14 protein-coding genes are annotated in these 19456 nt (G+C 61.3%); 4 read left to right on the top strand and 10 right to left on the bottom strand.

Features of this window, described 5'->3' with window-relative positions:
• Positions 1-324 precede the first annotated feature (324 nt).
• The gene (uvrC, locus tag DWV48_RS06480) at positions 325-2289 is read right to left on the bottom strand and encodes an excinuclease ABC subunit UvrC (protein ID WP_118654004.1); all 1965 of its coding nucleotides are present in this window, start codon (positions 2287-2289) and stop codon (positions 325-327) included.
• Positions 2290-2397: 108 nt separating this feature from the next.
• Positions 2398-3660, bottom strand: coding sequence for a hypothetical protein (locus tag DWV48_RS06485; protein WP_118654005.1), 1263 nt, complete (start codon positions 3658-3660; stop codon positions 2398-2400).
• Positions 3661-3810: 150 nt separating this feature from the next.
• Here DWV48_RS06485 and DWV48_RS06490 point away from each other — a divergent pair, with 150 nt between their 5' ends.
• Entirely contained in the window at positions 3811-4521 is a 711-nt protein-coding gene (locus DWV48_RS06490) for an aspartate/glutamate racemase family protein (RefSeq protein ID WP_118654006.1), read from the top strand.
• On the opposite strand, the gene murJ is transcribed toward DWV48_RS06490, so the two are convergent.
• From murJ to DWV48_RS06510, 4 genes are all read right to left on the bottom strand, one after another.
• Complete coding sequence (gene murJ / locus DWV48_RS06495) at positions 4518-6491, bottom strand: murein biosynthesis integral membrane protein MurJ (RefSeq protein ID WP_118654007.1); 1974 nt, start codon at positions 6489-6491, stop codon at positions 4518-4520. The two genes, DWV48_RS06490 and murJ, sit on opposite strands and share 4 nt — an antisense overlap.
• Positions 6492-6495: 4 nt before the next feature.
• The gene (ybaK, locus tag DWV48_RS06500; RefSeq protein ID WP_118654008.1) at positions 6496-6996 is read right to left on the bottom strand and encodes a Cys-tRNA(Pro) deacylase; all 501 of its coding nucleotides are present in this window, start codon (positions 6994-6996) and stop codon (positions 6496-6498) included.
• Between the two features lie 134 nt (positions 6997-7130).
• Positions 7131-10010, bottom strand: coding sequence for an excinuclease ABC subunit UvrA (uvrA, locus tag DWV48_RS06505; protein ID WP_118654009.1), 2880 nt, complete (start codon positions 10008-10010; stop codon positions 7131-7133).
• Positions 10011-10320: 310 nt separating this feature from the next.
• Positions 10321-11070, bottom strand: a complete 750-nt coding sequence (locus DWV48_RS06510) for an SDR family NAD(P)-dependent oxidoreductase (protein ID WP_118654010.1) — start codon at positions 11068-11070, stop codon at positions 10321-10323.
• 287 nt (positions 11071-11357) lie between these two features.
• Between DWV48_RS06510 and DWV48_RS06515 the strand changes: the two genes are divergently transcribed.
• Genes DWV48_RS06515 through DWV48_RS06525 form a run of 3 tightly spaced genes read left to right on the top strand, consistent with a single transcriptional unit; the run spans position 11358 to position 15198 of the window.
• Positions 11358-12206, top strand: coding sequence for an Mrp/NBP35 family ATP-binding protein (locus DWV48_RS06515; protein ID WP_118654011.1), 849 nt, complete (start codon positions 11358-11360; stop codon positions 12204-12206).
• Positions 12207-12217: 11 nt separating this feature from the next.
• Complete coding sequence (locus DWV48_RS06520) at positions 12218-13555, top strand: FAD-dependent oxidoreductase (protein ID WP_233546202.1); 1338 nt, start codon at positions 12218-12220, stop codon at positions 13553-13555.
• Positions 13549-15198: an NAD(P)/FAD-dependent oxidoreductase gene (locus tag DWV48_RS06525; protein WP_118654012.1), complete on the top strand. Its 1650-nt coding sequence runs from the start codon at positions 13549-13551 to the stop codon at positions 15196-15198. Before DWV48_RS06520 ends, DWV48_RS06525 begins: the two co-directional genes overlap by 7 nt.
• Here DWV48_RS06525 and DWV48_RS06530 read toward each other — a convergent pair.
• From DWV48_RS06530 to coaE, 4 genes are all read right to left on the bottom strand, one after another.
• On the bottom strand, positions 15195-15773 hold the full coding sequence (locus DWV48_RS06530) for a hypothetical protein (RefSeq protein ID WP_118654013.1): 579 nt from the start codon (positions 15771-15773) through the stop codon (positions 15195-15197). The two genes, DWV48_RS06525 and DWV48_RS06530, sit on opposite strands and share 4 nt — an antisense overlap.
• A gap of 57 nt (positions 15774-15830) precedes the next feature.
• The gene (uvrB, locus tag DWV48_RS06535; RefSeq protein ID WP_118654014.1) at positions 15831-18071 is read right to left on the bottom strand and encodes an excinuclease ABC subunit UvrB; all 2241 of its coding nucleotides are present in this window, start codon (positions 18069-18071) and stop codon (positions 15831-15833) included.
• Positions 18072-18178: 107 nt separating this feature from the next.
• A complete protein-coding gene (locus DWV48_RS06540; RefSeq protein WP_118654015.1) occupies positions 18179-18763 on the bottom strand; it encodes a lytic transglycosylase domain-containing protein in 585 nt (194 codons plus the stop codon).
• The gene (gene coaE / locus DWV48_RS06545) at positions 18763-19398 is read right to left on the bottom strand and encodes a dephospho-CoA kinase (RefSeq protein WP_118654016.1); all 636 of its coding nucleotides are present in this window, start codon (positions 19396-19398) and stop codon (positions 18763-18765) included. Before coaE ends, DWV48_RS06540 begins: the two co-directional genes overlap by 1 nt.
• Positions 19399-19456: the final 58 nt, after the last annotated feature.

Below are 19456 nucleotides of genomic sequence, written 5' to 3' on the forward strand. Positions count from 1 at the left end.
TGCCGCATCCGCGGCGCATATTACAGACAAGTTAAGACTAACGGCACCTCCTTGCTTTTTGAGAATCCCTTCGATGAACGGTTCGACTTCCGCGCAGGCGGCAAATCGAACCGTTCACGAGATTCTTGACATTCCCCAGTATTGGTACTAGCGCTAATACCAGTTCTGGATTCTAGCGCTTTATTTATCTAAAGTGCGCAGCTTATTGCTTTGTTTCACTGGTATTAAGACTCATCGAAAACCTATCTTTTAACCTGCCACATTTCATACCAGTTTCATACACGGGACGACCAGCGTGCTCCCCGAGCCCGGAGATACTCCGGGCTACTCGGAACGATCGGCATCCAGTGCGCGCAGGCTCTCATAGATCGCCCGCGCCACGTCCGCGGGAACGCCCTTCACCGCCGCGATTTCCTCGACACGCGCCGCGCGGAGCTTCTTCATGGAGCCGAAGTGGCGCATAATCGCCTTCTTCCGCGTAGGACCCACGCCGGGGACCTCATCCAGAATCGAGGTCGTCATGGCCTTGCCGCGCAGCTCGCGGTGGAACGTGATGGCGAACCGGTGGCTCTCGTCACGCACCTGCTTGATGAGGTACAGCGACGCCGAGCCGCTCGGCAGCACAATGGGAGTGTCATCCCAAGGGACGAACACCTCCTCGTCCGCCTTCGCAAGGCCGCAAACGGGAATGTCGAGCCCGAGCTCGGCGAGCTGCCGCATCGCAGCGGTAAGTTGCGGCTTGCCACCGTCGACCACAAGCAGGTCGGGTCGGCTGCCAAAGCGCTCATCTGCCATCCGATCGGGTGCATAACGCCGTCCCAGGACCTCGGACATGGATACGAAGTCGTTCGCCTCGTCGAGCTCTGCCCGGATCTTGAACCGGCGATACTGAGACTTGTCGGGTTTTCCATTGGTGAACACGACCATCGAGGCGACGGTGAACGCGCCGTGCAGGGTCGAGATATCGAAGCACTCGATGCGCAGGGGAGGCGCGTCGAGGGCCAACGCACTCTCAAGCTGCAGCAGGGCTTGGTTCGTGCGATCGTCGGAATACCCCGTTCGCATCATGTAACGCATGAGGGCATGCCGGGCGTTCTTTGCCGCCATATCGAGCAGCCGGCGCTTTTCGCCCCGTTGCGGATGATGCAGACGGCACGCACGACCGCGTTTGGCGGCGAGCCACCCCCCCATCACCTCGGCGTCGGCAAGCTCAACCGGCACATCCACCTCACCCGGAATGTCGGCGGTCTCATCGTAATAGCGTTTTACAAAGCCCGCGACGAGCTCAGCCTCATCCACATCGAAGCCTTTGTCCAAGATGAACTCGCACGTGCGCTGAACTCGTCCCTCTCGCACCACGAAAACGCAGGCACCGGCAATGGTCTCCTCACGGTAAAAGCCTATAAGATCGAGGTCGACGCCCGTGGGAAACACGACCTGCTGTCGATCGTCCAGGCCGTCGATGACCTCGAGCCGACGCTTGATGCGCCCCGCGCGTTCGAAATCAAGTGAGGCCGCGGCATCCGCCATGTCCACCTTGAGCTCATTCGTGAGTTCGCGACGCTGACCGGACAGGAAGCGCTCGACACGGCGCACGTTCTTGGCGTACTCGTCCGATGAGATCATCCCGGCGCATACGCCCGGGCCCCTTCCCACATGGTAGTCAAAGCACGGGCGCCCCTTTTGTGCGCATATGAGCTCGATAACGTCGGCATCTGCGGGGCGTTTGTCGAGCAGACGGCGCACGCGCTTCCACTCCGCACACGAGGCGGAGCAGACAGGACACACCTTGCGCAGCGTGTCGATCGTCTCTCGCGCGGCGCGACTATCGGTGTAGGGACCGTAATAGCGCGTATCCGGGCGATGCCGTTCACGCGTGTACTTGATGGCGGGAAACAGGTCCCCGCGCGTGATGGCGATATACGGATAGGATTTATCGTCCTTGTAATCGACGTTGAAGTACGGATGATACTGAGCGATGAGCTCGCGCTCCAACACAAGCGCCTCGTGCTCGCTTTCGACCACGATGTAGTCGAACGAGGCGACGAGCTGCATCATGAGCGGGATCTTGGCGCGATCGTCGGTGAGCGTCACGTACTGGCGAAGACGCGCGCGCAGGTTCTTGGCCTTGCCCACGTATATGACGGCGCCATCGGCGTCTTTCCACAGGTAACACCCGGGATCGGTGGGCACCTTCGCCACCTGATCCACAAGACTCGGGGCATGCCCGGCGCCCTGCTCGCGCACATGCTCGCTTGCCGCCCTCACGGAGAAGGGCGCTACGGGCATATGCACGCCGGGGTGCGCTACCTGCAACTTTGACGGCGTTGTATTCGGATCTGCCATAGGTCCTCGGAATTCAGGCGCTCGGGCCGTTGGGCCGCTGGACGGACGGCGTTACGCCAAGTCCTTGGCGCCGTCGCCCCAGAAGTACTTGCGGAACTTGTCAATCTGGTGGTAGTAGGTCACCCTCGACCAGAAGCGCTGACCCAGACAGTCCTTATCCCAATCGAGGGCGTAATGGGTGAGCCCGGAGCGGAAGCCATCGAGGACCTGTCTGCGAATCGCGGCGTCGTCAATGGAGCGCTTGACCACATAGGGAGGGACCGTGGTGTAGATGAAGGGCTTGGTGTTGGAGATGCGGGCGCGCTTCTCCCCCATGAGGACATCGTCCACCTGGACTTGGGCGAAGTTGATGCCCGCCTGACGCACGAAATCGGAGCTACGGCCGGGGCGGGCGTTGATCTCGAAGAACTTGTACGTGCCGTCACGCTCGTCGTACTTGACGTCGAAATTCGCCATGCCGCGATACCCCACATGGCGCATGAAGCGCAGGGCGTCGTTGCTCACGGCATCGAGCTGCTCGGACACGATCACCGCCGGATTGCCGATGGCAGTTGGGGAGTGGTCCTCCACCATCACGCGGCCACCCACCATGAAGATGGGATCGCCGGCGGCGTCCAGGTACGTCGACAGAATGCGGATCTGCGTATCGTCGCCCGGGATGAACTCCTGGACGATGAGGAGCTTGTCGTAGGTCGTCTCCTGGAGCTGCTTATAGAGCGCCTCGAGCTGTTCGCGGCTGTGGATGAGGTACACCTTCTGCTGCCCCTCGAACTCGGCGTAGTGCCAGGCAGCCGAGTTCGACGGCTTGGCGATCACTGGATACATGAAGCCGCCGTCGTCCACCGTCGCGGTCTTGTCGCCGCAATCGAGGTAGACCGTCTTGGGGTACGGAACGCCGATCTCCTCGCAGATCTCGTAAAAGCGCTCCTTCTGCGTGATGTCGTCGAGAAGCTCGAAGTCGAGGTAGGGCGTGTACCAGTGCTCCTCAATCTGGGGCTTGTTCTCGGACACCAGGCGGGCATAATGGTCGCCGCAGCCCACGAGGAACGGGACCTTGCCCGCGGCGATGAGCTCATCGCCCAAGCGCGCGAGCTCAGGCAGGCAGACCTCTGGCTTGTCGATGCCGGGGATGACGCGGTAGTCGCAAAACCGGCTGCGCACCGACTTGATGTCCGCAGACGCCAGGACGATCGGCTTGACGCCATACGCCTCCCAGAAGCAGCGGATATATGAATAGCAGCAGAAATCGGACCCCAAGATGACGGGAGCGAGCACGCGCGGCAGGTCGCTTTGGGCGGGGCGGGCGGGTCTCATAAGCTACAAATCCCTTCGCTATAATGGACGCCGTCGCGTGGGACCGCGTACGGCGCGAACGTTCCATCGACCCCGCATTCTACCCTTTATCGGCAGGCCCGGGGCGCGATTCGACCTACCGTGAGCAAGAGACCATCGAGGGAGCAAAACATGCATAAGCCTGTTCTCGGCGTGCTTGGGGGCGTGGGCCCGCTGGCGACCGCATACTTCATGGAGCTCGTCATCAAGAAGACGCCGGCCAGCTGCGACCAGGACAACATCCCCATGATCGTCTTCAACGACCCTCAGATCCCGGATCGCACTGCCTATATCCTCGATGGCGGCAATCCCAATCCCCTTCCGGAGATGACGCGCGTCGTGCTGTGGCTCGAGCGCGCAGGTGCCGATTTCATCGCGATTCCCTGCAACACCGCCCACTATTTCTACGAACAGATCGCCGAAAGCGCGACGGTCCCCGTACTCAACATCATGCGGGAAACGACCGCCCGAATCGTCGAGATGCATGGGGAGCACGCGACCATCGGCCTCCTTGCGACCGATGGCACGTTGTCCTCCGGGGTGTTCCAAAGCTATCTGTCCGATGCGGGACTCTCGGTGATGGCGCCGAGCGAGAAGGACCAGCGCGGCATCGTGATGCCGCTTATCTACGACCGCGTCAAGCGAAACCTCCCCTACGACCCCACGGCGTTCCTCGACCTCGCACGGCGAATGCACGAGAACGGGTGCGATGCGGTGATCGTGGGCTGCACCGAGCTATCAGTCGTCTATCAGGACCTCACGCATAAACCCGATTACCTCATCGACTCGATGGACGTCCTCGCCGACCGCTGCGTTTCGTATTACCTCGAGCACCACCGCTAACGACGCGCAAAGCGTCGGAGAATCGAGGTGAACATGCTCGCCTCGGGCAGTTTCATGACAACCGCGGGCACAAACGTCACGATCAGGGACACGATACCCGCGACGGCGATATAGCCGACCGTCTTGAGAATGGGGGCGGCAACTGGACCCGTCGCCGACTGGATGATGATGGGGCCAAAAATCGACTGGAGGGCCTGCATCGCGCCCCAGCCAGCCACGGCGCCGATCCCACCCAAGATGAGCCCGAAGAACAGGCCCCGAGCCATGGTGCCGAGCATCAGCCCGTGGAGGCGCCTGCGCATCCACACCAACGTGATGACGATGGCGACGATGTAAAAGGCGCTCGTCGCAAATGCGATGACGGGCATGCCGCCGCCCAAGGCCACGCCGCCGCCCAAGGCGACCACGACGAGCGCAAGGGCGCCGAGCACGGTCGAGAAGGCATAGGGCTTCATGTCCATAAGGGCGGAGCAGCTCTTCTGGAGCAAGACGCATACGCCGTAAATGGGCAGCGCCGGAGCGAGCCAGCAAAGGTATTCGCTCACCAGACTCACACCTTCGAGCCCGAATTTGCCCACGCAATACACCATATTGAGCGGCTCGCTGAACACGATGAGGTACAGCGCGAATGGGATGAGGATGAAGAGCATCTGCGCGATGCCCCGGGCGACGCCCTCGCGCACGGCATCGTCATCGTGGCGCGCCGCGTCACGGGCGAGCTCGGTGTAGAGGGCGGTCGTGATGGGGACGGCGAACAGGGCGTAGGGCAGCGTGTACCACAGGCGCGAATAGGCCACCACCGAGGCGCCCGTCTCGGGTTGGACGTTCAGAGCAGCCGCATTCTGGACGCTGGCGGTTATGAAGGCGCAAACCGTCGCGGCGAGCGTGGGGATGCCCAGGGCCAGGGTCTTGCGCAGATTGGGGTCGGAGAAATCAACGTGCAGGCGCGGATGCACCCCGTGCTTTTTCAACGCGGGGATCTGGCACGCCATCTGGATGAACACGCCGAGCGTCGTACCCACGGCGAGCACAGTGACGCTGATGATCTGGTCGACGTGGAGGACCTCGTCAAGGACGAAGAATGCGGCGAAACTCGCGATGACCACGACGTTATTCAACACCGGGGCGAAATTGCTCCAGAAGTAATCACGATGCGCATTGAGCACACCCGAGAACACCGAGCCCAGGCCATAGAACAGGATCTCGATAGCGAAAAAGCGGAAGAGGTAAATCGCCGTGTCCATCTGCCCGGTGTCGGCGCTCATGAACGATTGCGTCCAAATCACCGCAGGCGCGCCGATGGTGGCGACAACCGATGCGACGCCCAGCACGAGCAGCAGAATACCGAGAAGATTGCCCACGTACTCGTTGCCCGCCGCGACGCCACGTTCGCGGCGCACCTCGAGGTAGACCGGCAGGAACGCCGTGATGAGCATGCCGCCGATCACAAGCTCATAGAGCATGCTTGGCAGGTTGTAGGCGATCTGATAGGAAGACGAGAGCAGGGACAGGCCGAGCGCGGCGCCCATCGCCCACGTGCGCACGAAGCCGGTGAGACGGCTCACCAGGATGAGGGCGGTCATCATGCCCGCCGAGCGTCCAGCCTGCTCATAGTCGGACTGGCTAAGGTCGTCCTCCTCAACGGAGGTGTCTTGCGGCTCGGAAAGCTCGACTGAGGCGACAGGCTCGGGCTGAATCTCGTCGAATACGTTCGTCTCGTCAAATGCATCCATAGGCGCAGGCTCGAACCGGGGGGCAGGAGCGGCATCGCGTGAGGCCGCAGCACGCAGGAACACGGCAGTCTCATCGGGTGAGACGGGACGGTTTCCTCGCATGGAGGAAGCACCCGCCTGAGCCGCCATGATGAATTGGGATGTCTCATCCGGGCGCTGAGGCGCGCGCGGATCGATTGTCGGGCGCTGCGCGAAGTGAGCTCCGGCCGGGCGTGACGCTTCGTCGTCGTGAGCCATGCGACTACCTCTCCCTCACGATCGGGGCGACGATCGCCCCGGTGAATGCAATCAGGTCATCGGGCGCGAGCGCAAGTTGAACACCGCGTCGACCGCCCGAAATGAAAATTTCATCATACAACTGGCATGTCTCGTCAATGACAACGGGGAGGCGCTTCTTCATACCCACAGGGGAGCATCCGCCCCTCACGTAGCCCGTGACATCGGTGAGCTGCTTGGTGGGGAGCATGGCAAGCGCCTTCTCCCCCGCCGCCCGAGCAGCCGCCTTGAAATCGAGCTCCCCCGCAACGGGCACGCAGCACACCACATGCGCGCCCGACGCGCCCAACGTGACGAGGGTCTTGAAGCCCTGGCCGGGATCCTCGCCCAGCTGCTCGGCTATCGCCTCGCCCAGGCCCCGCGCCTCCTCGCCATCGTCCTCATAGGTATGAACCGTGAAGGCGATACCGGCGCGCTCGAGTTCGCGCATCGCGTTGGTCTTCTGCAATTTGGCCGGCTTGGCCATAAACGACCTCCCAAGTTCCAAAAACGACGTGAGAAGGAGGGGTGCTCCGCTCGTCGAGGATGCCTCAGATGCCCGAGATTACCGTGTAAGAGCTGCCGCGGGCGAGCACGCGAGCGGCAGCTTGAACGTCAAGATCAGGCACCAGGGATTGCCGCCATCCGCATGCGGTCGCGCTCGAGGAGGGGCTTGAGGAATGTGCCCGTGTAGCTCTTCTTGCACGCGGCGACCTTCTCGGGCGCGCCCGAGACCACAATGCGCCCACCGCCGTTGCCGCCCTCGGGGCCGAGGTCGATGATGCGGTCGGCCACCTTGATCACGTCGAGGTTGTGCTCGATGACGAGCACCGTGTTGCCGGCGTCCACCAAGCGCTGGAGCACGTCGACGAGTTGGCGCACATCCTCGAAGTGCAGGCCCGTGGTGGGCTCGTCCAGGATATAGAACGTCTTGCCCGTCTGCTTGCGGTGCAGTTCCTTGGCGAGCTTCACGCGCTGCGCCTCGCCACCGGAAAGCGTGGTGGCGGGCTGGCCCAAGCGCACGTAGCCCAGGCCGACATCGTAGAGGGTCTGCAGCTTGCGCTTGATCTGCGGGATGTTGCCAAAGAAGGCAAGCGCCTCGGTCACACTCATGTCGAGCACATCGGCGATGGTCTTGTTGCGGTAGCGCACCTCGAGTGTCTCGCGGTTGTAGCGCTTGCCGCCACAGACCTCGCACGGCACGTAGATATCGGGCAGGAAGTGCATCTCGATCTTGATCTGACCATCGCCCTTGCATGCCTCGCAGCGACCGCCGGGCACGTTAAAGGAAAAGCGCCCAGGCGAGTAACCGCGCGCCTTGGACTCCGGCACGCTGGCGAACAGCGCGCGCAGATCATCCCACAGGCCGATATAGGTCGCAGGGTTGGAGCGCGGCGTGCGACCAATGGGACTCTGGTCGATATCGATGACCTTGTCGATTTGGTCGATGCCCTCGAGGGTCTTGTACGGCCCCACCACGCGCGTCGAATGGTGCACCGCGTTGGTGAGGGCAGGAGCAATCGTATCTGTGACCAGCGAACTCTTGCCCGAACCCGAGACGCCCGTCACCACGGTGAGCGTGCCGAACTCGATCTGGGCGGAGACGTTCTTCAGGTTGTTCGCCTTGGCGCCCGTGATCTTGAGCGCGCCGCGCCCAGGATTGCGGCGCTCATCGGGAAGACGCACCATGCGCGCGCCCGTGAGGTAGGCTCCCGTGCAAGAATCCGGACAGGCCATGATCTCTTCCGGCGTGCCGGCGCACACCACCTTGCCGCCGTGTTCGCCCGCACCGGGCCCCATGTCGACCACGTAATCCGCGGCACGAATGGTGTCCTCGTCATGCTCGACCACGATTACGGTATTCCCTAAGTCACGCAGACGCTCGAGCGTGGCGATGAGTCGTTCGTTGTCACGCTGGTGCAGGCCAATCGAGGGCTCGTCTAGGATGTAGAGCACGCCCATGAGGCCGGCACCGATCTGCGTGGCCAGGCGGATGCGCTGGGCCTCGCCACCCGAGAGCGTGGCGGAGGCGCGGTCGAGGGTGAGGTAGTCAAGGCCGACGTCCACGAGGAAGCGCAGGCGCTCGATGATTTCCTTGACGATGGCACGGCCTATGAACGCCTCGCGCTCGGTGAGCTCGAGGCCCTTGAAGAACGCAAGCGACTCGCGGCAGCTCATGCAGCAGACCTCGTAAATGGACTTGCCGCCCACCGTGACGGCGAGCATCTCGGGGCGCAGGCGCGCTCCCTTGCAGGTGGTGCAGGGCTCCTCGCGGATATACCGCTCGAGCTTCGCCTTGGTGTTCTCGTTGGTGGTCTCGACATAACGCTCGTACAAAATGTTGCGCACGCCGGAATACTTGGTGAACCAGTGCGTATCGCGGCCGTCCTGCGTGTGGTAGTCCACACGCATCTTCTTGTCACCCATGCCATCGAGGAACACTTTACGCACGCGGGCGGGCAGATCCTTCCAAGGCGTGGCGGGGTCGACCTTCAGATGCAAGCACAGCGCACGGAAGATCTGCGGATAATAGTTCGATTTGCCGAAGAAGCTGCCGAACACGCCATCCTCGATGGAAAGGTTCGGGTCCTCGATGAGGGCCTCCGCGTCCACGACCTTCTTGAAGCCCAGGCCATCGCACTCGGGGCAGGCGCCATAGGGAGCGTTGAAGGAGAAGTCGCGCGGCTGCAGGTCGTCGATGGAATGCCCGTGCTCGGGGCAGGCGAGCGCGAGCGAGTAGGTGAGCAGGTCGCCTTCGGTGCCTTCCGGCGCGTCGCGATCGGGCAGCAGGTAAACGCTCACGTTGCCGTGAGCGAGCTTGGTCGCTTGCTCCACAGATTCCGCGATGCGACCCAAGCTCGTGTCGCGGATCACGATGCGGTCCACCACGACCTCGATGGTGTGCTTGAACTTCTTATCGAGCTCGATGGTCTCGTCCAACCCGCGGACCTCGCCGTCGATACGCACGCGCGAAAAGCCCTCGGCGCGCAGGTCCTCGAGCAGCTTGGCAAACTCGCCCTTGCGGCCTTGAACCACGGGGGCGAGCACAAGGGCACGACGGCCCTGCCCTGCCTCGAGGATCTTGTCGGCAACCTGGTCGGTTGTCTGGCGCTCGATCTCGCGGCCGCACTCGGGACAATGCGGAATACCGATTCGCGCGTACAGAAGTCGCAGGTAGTCGTAGATCTCGGTGACGGTGCCCACGGTGGAACGGGGGTTCTTCGAGGTCGTTTTCTGGTCGATGGAGACCGCCGGCGACAGGCCGTCGATGGAGTCGAGATCCGGCTTGTCCATCTGACCCAGGAACTGGCGGGCGTAGCTGGACAGCGATTCGACATAGCGGCGCTGTCCCTCGGCATAGATGGTATCGAAGGCGAGGCTCGACTTACCCGAACCGGAAAGGCCCGTGATCACCACGAGCTTGTCGCGCGGGATTTCGACATCGATATCCTGCAGGTTGTGCTCGCGGGCGCCTTTGATGACGATGGAGGAATCAGACATGGAAGGTCCTTATCTGACGTGAATTCGGATATGTTCTATGGACACATTCGTATCCGACCCTTTAGTGTACCGCCACCGCGGCGCACGCCTGTTCGCTTGGAGAGAGCCCACGTTTCCTGCACGCTTTGTTCGATTTGGCGGGGTGCTCGATAGCCCCAAGACCGCAATCCTCGGCGCGGGCCCGGCACGAAGAGCAAAACGGCCCGGGATCGTTCCCGGGCCGCTGAGTCGCCTGTATGGTTATGCGCGCTGCAAATGGGCGCTCTTAGCGCACGTAACCGCTAAGTGTGGACGTGCCTGCGAGGTGCGCTTAGCTGCGAGCAGCACCATCAACGGGAATGACCGCGCCGGTCACGTAGGAACTCATGTCGCTCGCCAAGTAGACAAAGGCATTGGCGACGTCCTCGGGCTCGCCGATACGACCGAGCGGGATGGTGGCGATGAGCGGCTTGATGACCTCTTCGGGCAGTGCGGCAACCATATCGGTCTTAGTGACGCCAGGGGCAACGGCGTTCACACGGATGCCCTTGGGGGCAAGCTCGCGAGACAGGCTCTGCGTGAGGCCGTTGACGGCGTACTTGGAGGTCGGATACCCACAGCCGGAGGGCTGACCGTACTTGGAGACCATGGAGCTGGTGGTGGTGATGGTGCCGCCGTGACCCGCTTCGATCATGAGCTGGGCGCCGGCGCGGCAACCGTTGAAGACCGCGGTTACGTTGAGGTCCATGACCTTCTGCCATTCGTCGGCGGTGTAATCGAGCAGCGGGGTGGACTGGGAGATGCCGGCGTTGTTGACGATCGTGTCGACGCCGCCCATGTCCTCGGCGGCGGCGTGGAACGCCTCGGTCACGGCGTCGAGGGAGGCGAGGTCGCACGTGCGGCCCCAGACCTTGGCTTCGGGATACGTAGCGAGCAGCTGATCGACCGCGTGATTGGCCGTCTCCTGACGAGAACCGAACACGGTCACGGAAGCGCCCTCCTCAATGAAGCGGGCCGCGATGGCGTAGCCGATACCGCGAGTGCCGCCGGTGATGATTGCCTTCTTGCCTTCGAGCAACATAGCGTGCTCCCCTTTCGAATACGGGGCGCACCCTATGCTCGGCGCCCATCTTTTCCACTATAGCGAATAGCCCGTACAGGGAACGCCGCTTTGTCTCCCTACGGCAAGCCGTCCCTCGGCAGACGGTCAAACAGGTCGCGCGGGGAGCATGCACCCGATTGGGAATGACGGCCTGAAGAAACATCAGATCCTCGCGGCTTCTCGGCGCAAAACCTGGAGCCAATCGGATGCGAATCGCTTCGGGGTACAATGGAAAAAGTTATGCATCATGAGGAAAGGATGCGCACATGAGCTGTGAGCACGCAACCGCGGCGGGCGGACAGTCCGCGCCGCAGGAATTTGAGGAGAACAACCTGTCCGAGGTCAAGCGCGTTATCGCCGTGCTTTCCGGCAAAGGCGGCGTTGGAAAGTCCCTTGTGACGGGGTCTCTCGCCGTTGAGCTGGCACGTGGCGGCCACAAGGTCGGCATTTTGGATGCCGATATCACCGGCCCGTCTATCCCCAAGATGTTCGGCATGAGCGGTCGCCACGCCATGGGCCTGGGCAACCTGCTACTGCCCGAGATTTCCGAGCACGGCGTAAAGGTCATGTCGAGCAACCTCCTGCTTAAAAACGAGACCGATCCCGTTCTTTGGCGCGGCCCCGTGATCGCCGGCGCCATCCGCCAATTCTGGAGTGAGACCTCCTGGGGCCCGCTCGACTATCTGCTCGTCGACATGCCTCCCGGCACCGCCGACGTCGCCCTCACCGTTTTCCAATCCCTTCCCGTCGACGGCATCGTTATCGTGACGAGCCCGCAGGATCTCGTCTCCATGATCGTTGCCAAGGCCGTCAACATGGCAGAGAAGATGAACATCCCGGTCCTTGGCGTGGTCGAGAACATGAGCTACGTGGAGTGCCCCGATTGCGGCAAGAAAATCGAGGTCTTTGGGCCCAGCAAGCTTGACGCCGTTGCCGAGCAATACGGCCTCGAGGTCCTCGGCCGTCTTCCCATCAATCCCGCCCTCGCCGCCGCCTGCGACGCGGGCTCCATCGAGGCCGATCTGCCATCGGGCCTCCTTCCCCGCGCGCTTGCCAAGGTCAGCGAAATGCCGGAGCACGTGGAACCCGCCGACTCCGGCGAAGCCTCGGCGTAACAACCGTGGGCGTGGACAAGCGGACGAAGAACGGCGACGTCATCTACGACGTCGCCATCATCGGCGGAGGCGCAAGTGGGCTCGCCGCGGCGATCACCGCAGCGCGCGCCGGCGCCCGCTGCTGCATCGTGGAGGCAGACGTCGAGGCGGGTTTGGGTATCCTCGCCACCGGCAACGGCCGCTGCAATATCTCCAATGCCAGGCTGGCACCCCGGCATTTCTTGCATGAAGATGCGGCACGAGCCATGTTCGGTGCGCACGCAGAGCGGGATATCGCCGACTTTTTCGAGCGTCTGGGGCTCATGCTCGCCGAGGAAGGCGAAGGGCGCCTCTACCCCGTGACACGTCGGGCCGAATCCGTACGCGATGTACTCCTCAACGCATGCAGTCGTCTCGGGGTCGACATTCTCACCTGTGCAACCGTCTCGCACGCAGCTCCATGCACGTCTCCATCCGGCTATTGGGACCTCACATTGAGCGTTCCCGCTGCCGCACTCTCGTTCAAGCAGGGGCGCGATGCCAAGGCTCGCGTTCGCAACGCGCGCAAGGCACTCGCCGTTGCAGAGCGCACCGAACGGACGCTCCATGCTCGACGGGTCATCATCGCGGTCGGCGGGCGCTCGGCATCCACGTGCGAGGTCTTCCGCCTTGCACACCTCAATGAAATTCCCGTCCTATGTCCCATCGCCTGCGAAATCGATTCCAACGCACCAGGCGCGACACGGCACGCACTCGCCCTCGAGCATCTCGACGGGCTGAGGGTCGAAGGCGCGCTTTCGCTCATGCGCGAGGGCGCCGTCATTGCGTCCGAGGCAGGCGAGGTCCTCTTCCGCCCCTATGGCATCTCCGGAATAGCGGCGCTCAACCTCTCCCGGAGGATCGAGCCCGGTGACATCATCGAACTCGACCTCTTTCCCAGCCTGGGCCAAGCCGACATGACCGAGCTCCTCCGCTCGCGCGCCAGCAGCATCGGGTCGTGCTGCGGCGATGCATCGTGGTTCGACGGCTTGGTCGCCCGTCCTCTTGCGTCTCTGCTTTGCGCCATGCTCAACGACTCCGCCGATCCCATGGCACACGCCGCCACCCTCCTTCACCACCTGCGCTTCCGCGTCCATGGAACGACGGAACATGCACAAGCGCACATACACCGCGGCGGCATCCCCCTTTCGTCCGTAAACCTCGAGACGTGCGGCATTGTGAGCTTTCACGACGGAACATCTCCCAGCGGCCTCTTCGCATGTGGAGAGGCGCTGGATATGGATGCCGATTGCGGAGGTTACAACCTCGCATGGGCATGGGCGTCGGGCATGCGTGCGGGCCTGTGCGCCTCGAAAGGAACTTCATGCTAGAGATTTCGGAAATCCCTTGCTCGCTTAAGCAGGGCGCAACGGAGGCGAGCTGCCTCGACGTATGCAAACGCGAGGCCGCACGGTTACTCCGCTGCGACCCAAAGACGTTCCGTAGCGTCACGCTTCATCGCAAGTCGATTGATGCGCGCAAAAAGGCACAGGTGCACTTCACCCTGAGCGCACGCTTTGAGGTCGACCCGGCCCTCGATGAACTCGAGCTCATCGAGAGCGTCTCCACCCGTGATGCGCGGCGCGTACGTGTGGTTGATTTCTCCGAGCCCACATTTGAGCACGGCTTCACGCGTTCCTCGCACAACGAACCCCATCCTCAACCCATCGTGGTGGGAGCTGGATGCGCGGGACTCTTCGCCGCGCTCACCTTAGCCGAAGCAGGCCTCTCTCCTCTGCTCATTGAGATGGGCGACGACGCAGAGCGGCGCACCGATGCAGTCGCGCGCTTCAACGCCACGGGCGAACTCGACCCCGCCTCCAATATCCAGTTCGGCCTCGGCGGCGCTGGAACGTTCTCCGACGGCAAGCTCAACACGGGCACCAAGAATCCCCTGCACCGTCTCGTGCTGAGGACTTTGGTCGAGGCGGGCGCACCGCGCGACATTCTCTGGGACGCCAAACCGCACATCGGCTCAGATGTTCTTCCCACCGTCGTCACTCATATGATCGACCGCATTCGCGCCTGCGGCGGCACGGTCCGCTTCCGCACCAAGCTCGTCGACGTCACGATGGATGACCAGGGGAAGATAGCCGGAATCACCGTCGAACATGGCGGGCGAAGAGAGCATCTTCCCGCCTCACACCTCATTCTTGCCTGCGGTCATTCCGCGCGAGACGTCTTCGAGCTCTTGCTTAGCCGCAATGTCTCGCTCGCACGCAAGACCTTCGCCATGGGGGTCCGTATCGAACATCTGCAAGTCGATATTGACAATGCCCTCTATGGCACGGCAGCGGGGCATCCCTCGCTCGGCGCGGCTCCCTACAGCCTCGTCGCGCACCTCAAAAACGGCAGGAGCCTCTTCTCCTTCTGCATGTGCCCCGGCGGCGAAGTCGTCGCCGCCGCATCAGAGCCGGGCGGCGTGGTGACAAACGGGGCGAGCCTCAGCGCACGCAACGGCCGCAACGCCAACGCGGCGCTCCTCGTCAATATCGAGCCCAACGATCTTCCCGGCGATAATCCGCTCGCGGGCATGCATCTGCAGCGATCCTGTGAACAGTGTGCATTCGAGCTCGGAGGCGGAGCCTATCGCGCGCCGGCGCAAACAGTCGGGGACTTTCTCTCCCGTCAGCCTAGCACGGGCCACGGACGCATTGAGCCAACCTATCCGAGAGGCGTTACCTGGGGCTCCCTTGAGGGCATCTTGCCGGCGCACGTCACCGAAACGCTACGCGAGGGCATTCCGGTGCTTGGGCGCAAGCTCAAGGGCTACGATGATCCAGACGCCGTCCTCACCGCACCCGAAACGCGCTCAAGCTCACCCGTCACGGTTGTCCGCGATCGTGCGAACTGCGTCTCCGTCAGCACTCCCGGTCTCTATCCCTGCGGCGAGGGTGCGGGCTACGCGGGTGGCATCATGAGCGCCGCAACTGACGGCATCCGCTGCGCACAGGCCCTTTTGTCGACTCTTTAACCGCGGGCACCCTCGACTCCGCCCGAAACGGAAAGCGAGACGGCTGCATACACGAAACCCCATGCCGCCACGTAGAGGGCGAGGGCGAACGCGGGAAGCATCCCCGCGGCGCCGAACAAGCCAAACAGCCCGGCAAACGCGGCCAAGAGAGCGGCAACCGCAACGGCGACCTGCACCGTCCAGCGACCGACGCCGCGGCACTCCATAGCAACGGCAGTGACGAGGATATACAGAGCCATGAAAGCACACGTGGCGAAGAGGGAGATCTTGAGCGCACCCGCCGCGACCGGGAAGTTCAACGTCCACAGTCCGGAAACAAGCAGAAGGGCACCCACAGCAGGCTCGGCACCCCGCAGGGTGAACGGGGCCGTGGAGGCAAATGCGCCGATCACCGAGAGTGCACCCGCGCCAATGCCAAACCACGATAGCAGGTGCAATGCGCTCATCGTGTCGGCATAATCCCAAAGCGGTGCGACAAACAGCGCACAACCCAGTACGAAGCAGGCGGCGGCCATTACCGCATGGCTCCATGAGAGCCCATGCAAGCGGTCGAATATCGCATCGAAATTAGTCATGTCCATCCCTCCCCAACGGCTTTCGCCGCACGTTTTCCCGAGGATAAGTATACCATCCTACTTCTTGAATCGGGTACCCTGGCGCTTGCGGCCAGATGCGAACGCAGACCCCTTGCGGGCGCTCTTGCGAAGCGCCTCGATAACCTCGTCCTCACTGGTACCCTCTACCATCGCCTTGAGGCTCACCACGGCATCGCGCAAGCGGGCCGCTTCCTCAAAGTCCATAGCCTCGGATGCGGCGCGCATGTCCTCCTCCATGGTGGCGATCACGCGCATCAACTCATCGTGAGGCAGCTCCGAGAGCTCGTTGGCAAGGCGCTCCCCCGTTGTGGGACCACCATCCGCTCCAGACGCTGTCGACTCGACAGGAGAGAAAAAGGCTCCGTGACCAAGGCTGTCTCCGCGGGAGCGGTCTTTTTTGCCCACATTTTCCTCAGCTTCGGCGATAAAACTCGAGATATCGCTGATTGCCTTGCGCACCGTTTGCGGCCTGATTCCATGCTCATCGTTGAAACGCATCTGGATGGCACGACGTCGGCTCGTCTCGTCAATTGCCTCGCGCATCGAGTCGGTCACCGTGTCGGCATACATGATGACCTCGCCCTCGGCATTGCGTGCCGCGCGGCCGATAGTTTGGATAAGCGAGCGGCGATTGCGCAGAAAGCCCTCTTTGTCGGCGTCCAAAATGGCGACGAGGGACACCTCTGGCAGGTCAAGACCCTCTCGCAGCAAGTTAATGCCCACGAGCACGTCGATTTTCCCCTGACGAAGACTCCGCAGGATCTCAACGCGATCCATCGTCGCCGTATCTGAGTGCATGTAATTAACGCGAATACCCGCATCAAGCAGATGGTCCGTCAAATCTTCGGCCATGCGCTTGGTAAGTGTCGTCACCAGCACGCGTTCGTGCCGAGCGACGCGCTCGCGGATCTCATCGATAAGGTCATCGATTTGCCCACGTACCGGACGTACGTCGATCTTTGGATCGAGTAAGCCGGTAGGACGAATGATTTGCTCAACATTATTCTGACTCACGCGCAGCTCGTAATCGCCCGGCGTCGCGCTCACGTAAATGAATTGTGGAATCCGAGCCTCGAATTCATCGAACCTCAGCGGTCGATTGTCCAGAGCGGAGGGCAACCTGAAACCGTGCTCGACCAACGTCACCTTGCGCGAGCGATCGCCCTCGTGCATACCGCGAATTTGAGGCACAGTCACATGACTCTCATCTATGATGCAGAGCATGTCCTTGGGGAAGTAGTCGATGAGGGTGAAGGGGGGCTCGCCGGGCTTTCGGCCATCAAGATGGCGCGAGTAGTTTTCAATACCCGTCGTGAAACCCATGGTCTCCAGCATTTCGAGATCGTAGCTCGTCCGCTGTTCCAACCGCTGCGCCTCAAGAAGCTTGTCGTTGGCTTTAAGCTCTGCCACGCGCTCTTCAAGCTCCTCTTCGATTGATTTGAGCGCAGCCGTCACCTTGGGCTTCTCGGTCACATAGTGCGATGCCGGCCAAACGGGAATGGCGTCGTACTCGCGCAGGAGTTCTCCGGTCACCTCGTCGATTTCGGCAATCACCTCGACCTCATCGCCAAAGAACTCGAATCGCAACGGATGCTCGGCATAGGGTGGATACACATCGACCACATCACCACGCACGCGGAACGTTCCGCGCGACAGGTCGTAGTCATTGCGATCGTACTGAATATCGATGAGAGCATGGATGAACTCATCGCGTTCCAATGGAACCTTCTTGTCCACATTGGGGGCAAGGCCCGCGTAATCCTCAGGCGAACCGATACCGTAGATACACGAGACGGAGGCGACCACGATCACATCGCGGCGTGACAGCAAGCTTGCCGTTGCCTGATGCCGAAGCATCTCGACCTCTTCATTGATCGAAGAGTCCTTCTCGATATAGGTGTCACTGGAAGGTACGTACGCCTCGGGCTGGTAGTAATCGTAATAGGAGACGAAATACACGACCGAATTATGCGGAAAGAACTCCTTGAGCTCGCTCGCAAGCTGCGCGGCGAGCGTTTTGTTCGGAGCCATGACCAAGGTCGGCTTTCCAAGAGCCTCGATTGTCTTGGCCATCGTAAAGGTCTTGCCTGATCCTGTTACTCCAAGGAGAACCTGGTAGCGATCACCTTGTTCCACACCCTCAACGAGCGAGGCAATCGCCTCCGGTTGATCGCCCGAAGGTTCAAACGGCGAGACCACCTCAAAGGAGGCCGACGTACCGCTGACTCCGAATCGCCGAAGCTCACCACCCACACGCTCAACTTCAAAATCGGCCATACCGCACCATCCACTCGCTCGATTCTCGGGGGTCACGCATTCTATGTGTTGATACCCCAGGATGTCAATCTCAAGACAGGGCTAGTGCGTGGCAGAACCACGGACGGCTAGCAAAAAGCCTGGGGATACAGTTCCCGGTAACGAGTTTGTGCCATCGTAACGCGGACGAGATATGCCTGAGTTTCGGGGAACGTGATCGCGTTTCGCAGCAGATCGTCTTCCTGTGTCCAAATATCGACATTACCCATGCCGGCATTGTAAGCAGCGATAGCCTTGTCCGTAGCGCCATTGAAATACGAAAGGAGATACGAGAGATACGCGCAACCGAACTCGATATTCGTCTGGGGATCAAGAAGGTCATCGGCGGAGAACTGAGAACCATCGACCAGACCCTTGCTCACCATGTCAGAAGCGGTCTCGGGCATGAGCTGCATCAAGCCCATGGCCCCGCGATGAGACTGCGCCTCTGCATCCCAGCTTGATTCCGAGCGAATAATTGCTGCGACAAGATACGGATCAACGCCATGGGCGGCGGCAGACGAAGTGATTTCGTCTTCATATGAAAGAGGATACAGGGACTTGAAAATCAACGAGGGGGCAAATGAATAGGCATATGAGATCACGCCGAACACCAGAACAATAGCGAGTGGAAGCACCCGATACCACGTAAAAAAACGGGATCGCTTGATCATTATCGCTCACCTTCGTGAAGGCTCTCAATACCTCGAAGACGTACCCATGCATCAAGGGCATCGAACAACGAATCATCGCCTCGAGTGTTGTCGATACAATGATCCGCCATGGCGATGATTTCATCTTCGGAAGGCTGAACCGAAGCTCGCGCATCAAAATCCACGACGGACATACCCCGGGCAATCGCGCGCTCGCGACGGACTTCCAATGGCGCGCTGACGGCGATCACCTCATCTGCAAGTCCAAACGCATCAGAAAACGCCGCAGGTGCGGAAACCTCAACGACAGTGAGAGGAAAGGAAGGTACGAGCGTTGAACAACACTGGATGGGAAGAAGCAGCGTGCTCAGCCGCTCAATCAAAACAGGGTGCACAAGATCGTTAAGGATATGAGTTGTCTCGGGAGTGGCAAAAGCTCGTTCAGCCAAAACAGGTGTACGAATGTCGCCATATTCGTCGAGAACATCCCAGCCGAATTCATCGGCAATTGCCTGTGTCAGATCAGAGCCCGGCACATAAAGCTCTTTTGCCATTCGATCAAGGTCGATGTGTCGTGCGCCACGAGAGGACAGATAACGGGAGGCAGTTGACTTACCAGATGCAAGGTTGCCAATAACAAAGGCGATATACGACATAAGAAGTCTCCATATGAAAAAAGGGGGGAGCTCGCGCTCCCCCCTCGACTCGCCCCCG

The sequence above is a fragment of the Collinsella sp. AF08-23 genome (assembly GCF_003479805.1).
Classification (GTDB): Bacteria; Actinomycetota; Coriobacteriia; order Coriobacteriales; family Coriobacteriaceae; genus Collinsella.

Coding starts and splice junctions, on each gene's coding strand:
- uvrC (WP_118654004.1), bottom strand. CDS start 2,289: ATGCCCGTAGCGCCCTTCTCCGTGAGGGCGGCAAGCGAGCATGTGCGC.
- DWV48_RS06485 (WP_118654005.1), bottom strand. CDS start 3,660: ATGAGACCCGCCCGCCCCGCCCAAAGCGACCTGCCGCGCGTGCTCGCT.
- DWV48_RS06490 (WP_118654006.1), top strand. CDS start 3,811: ATGCATAAGCCTGTTCTCGGCGTGCTTGGGGGCGTGGGCCCGCTGGCG.
- murJ (WP_118654007.1), bottom strand. CDS start 6,491: ATGGCTCACGACGACGAAGCGTCACGCCCGGCCGGAGCTCACTTCGCG.
- ybaK (WP_118654008.1), bottom strand. CDS start 6,996: ATGGCCAAGCCGGCCAAATTGCAGAAGACCAACGCGATGCGCGAACTC.
- uvrA (WP_118654009.1), bottom strand. CDS start 10,010: ATGTCTGATTCCTCCATCGTCATCAAAGGCGCCCGCGAGCACAACCTG.
- DWV48_RS06510 (WP_118654010.1), bottom strand. CDS start 11,070: ATGTTGCTCGAAGGCAAGAAGGCAATCATCACCGGCGGCACTCGCGGT.
- DWV48_RS06515 (WP_118654011.1), top strand. CDS start 11,358: ATGAGCTGTGAGCACGCAACCGCGGCGGGCGGACAGTCCGCGCCGCAG.
- DWV48_RS06525 (WP_118654012.1), top strand. CDS start 13,549: ATGCTAGAGATTTCGGAAATCCCTTGCTCGCTTAAGCAGGGCGCAACG.
- DWV48_RS06530 (WP_118654013.1), bottom strand. CDS start 15,773: ATGACTAATTTCGATGCGATATTCGACCGCTTGCATGGGCTCTCATGG.
- uvrB (WP_118654014.1), bottom strand. CDS start 18,071: ATGGCCGATTTTGAAGTTGAGCGTGTGGGTGGTGAGCTTCGGCGATTC.
- DWV48_RS06540 (WP_118654015.1), bottom strand. CDS start 18,763: ATGATCAAGCGATCCCGTTTTTTTACGTGGTATCGGGTGCTTCCACTC.
- coaE (WP_118654016.1), bottom strand. CDS start 19,398: ATGTCGTATATCGCCTTTGTTATTGGCAACCTTGCATCTGGTAAGTCA.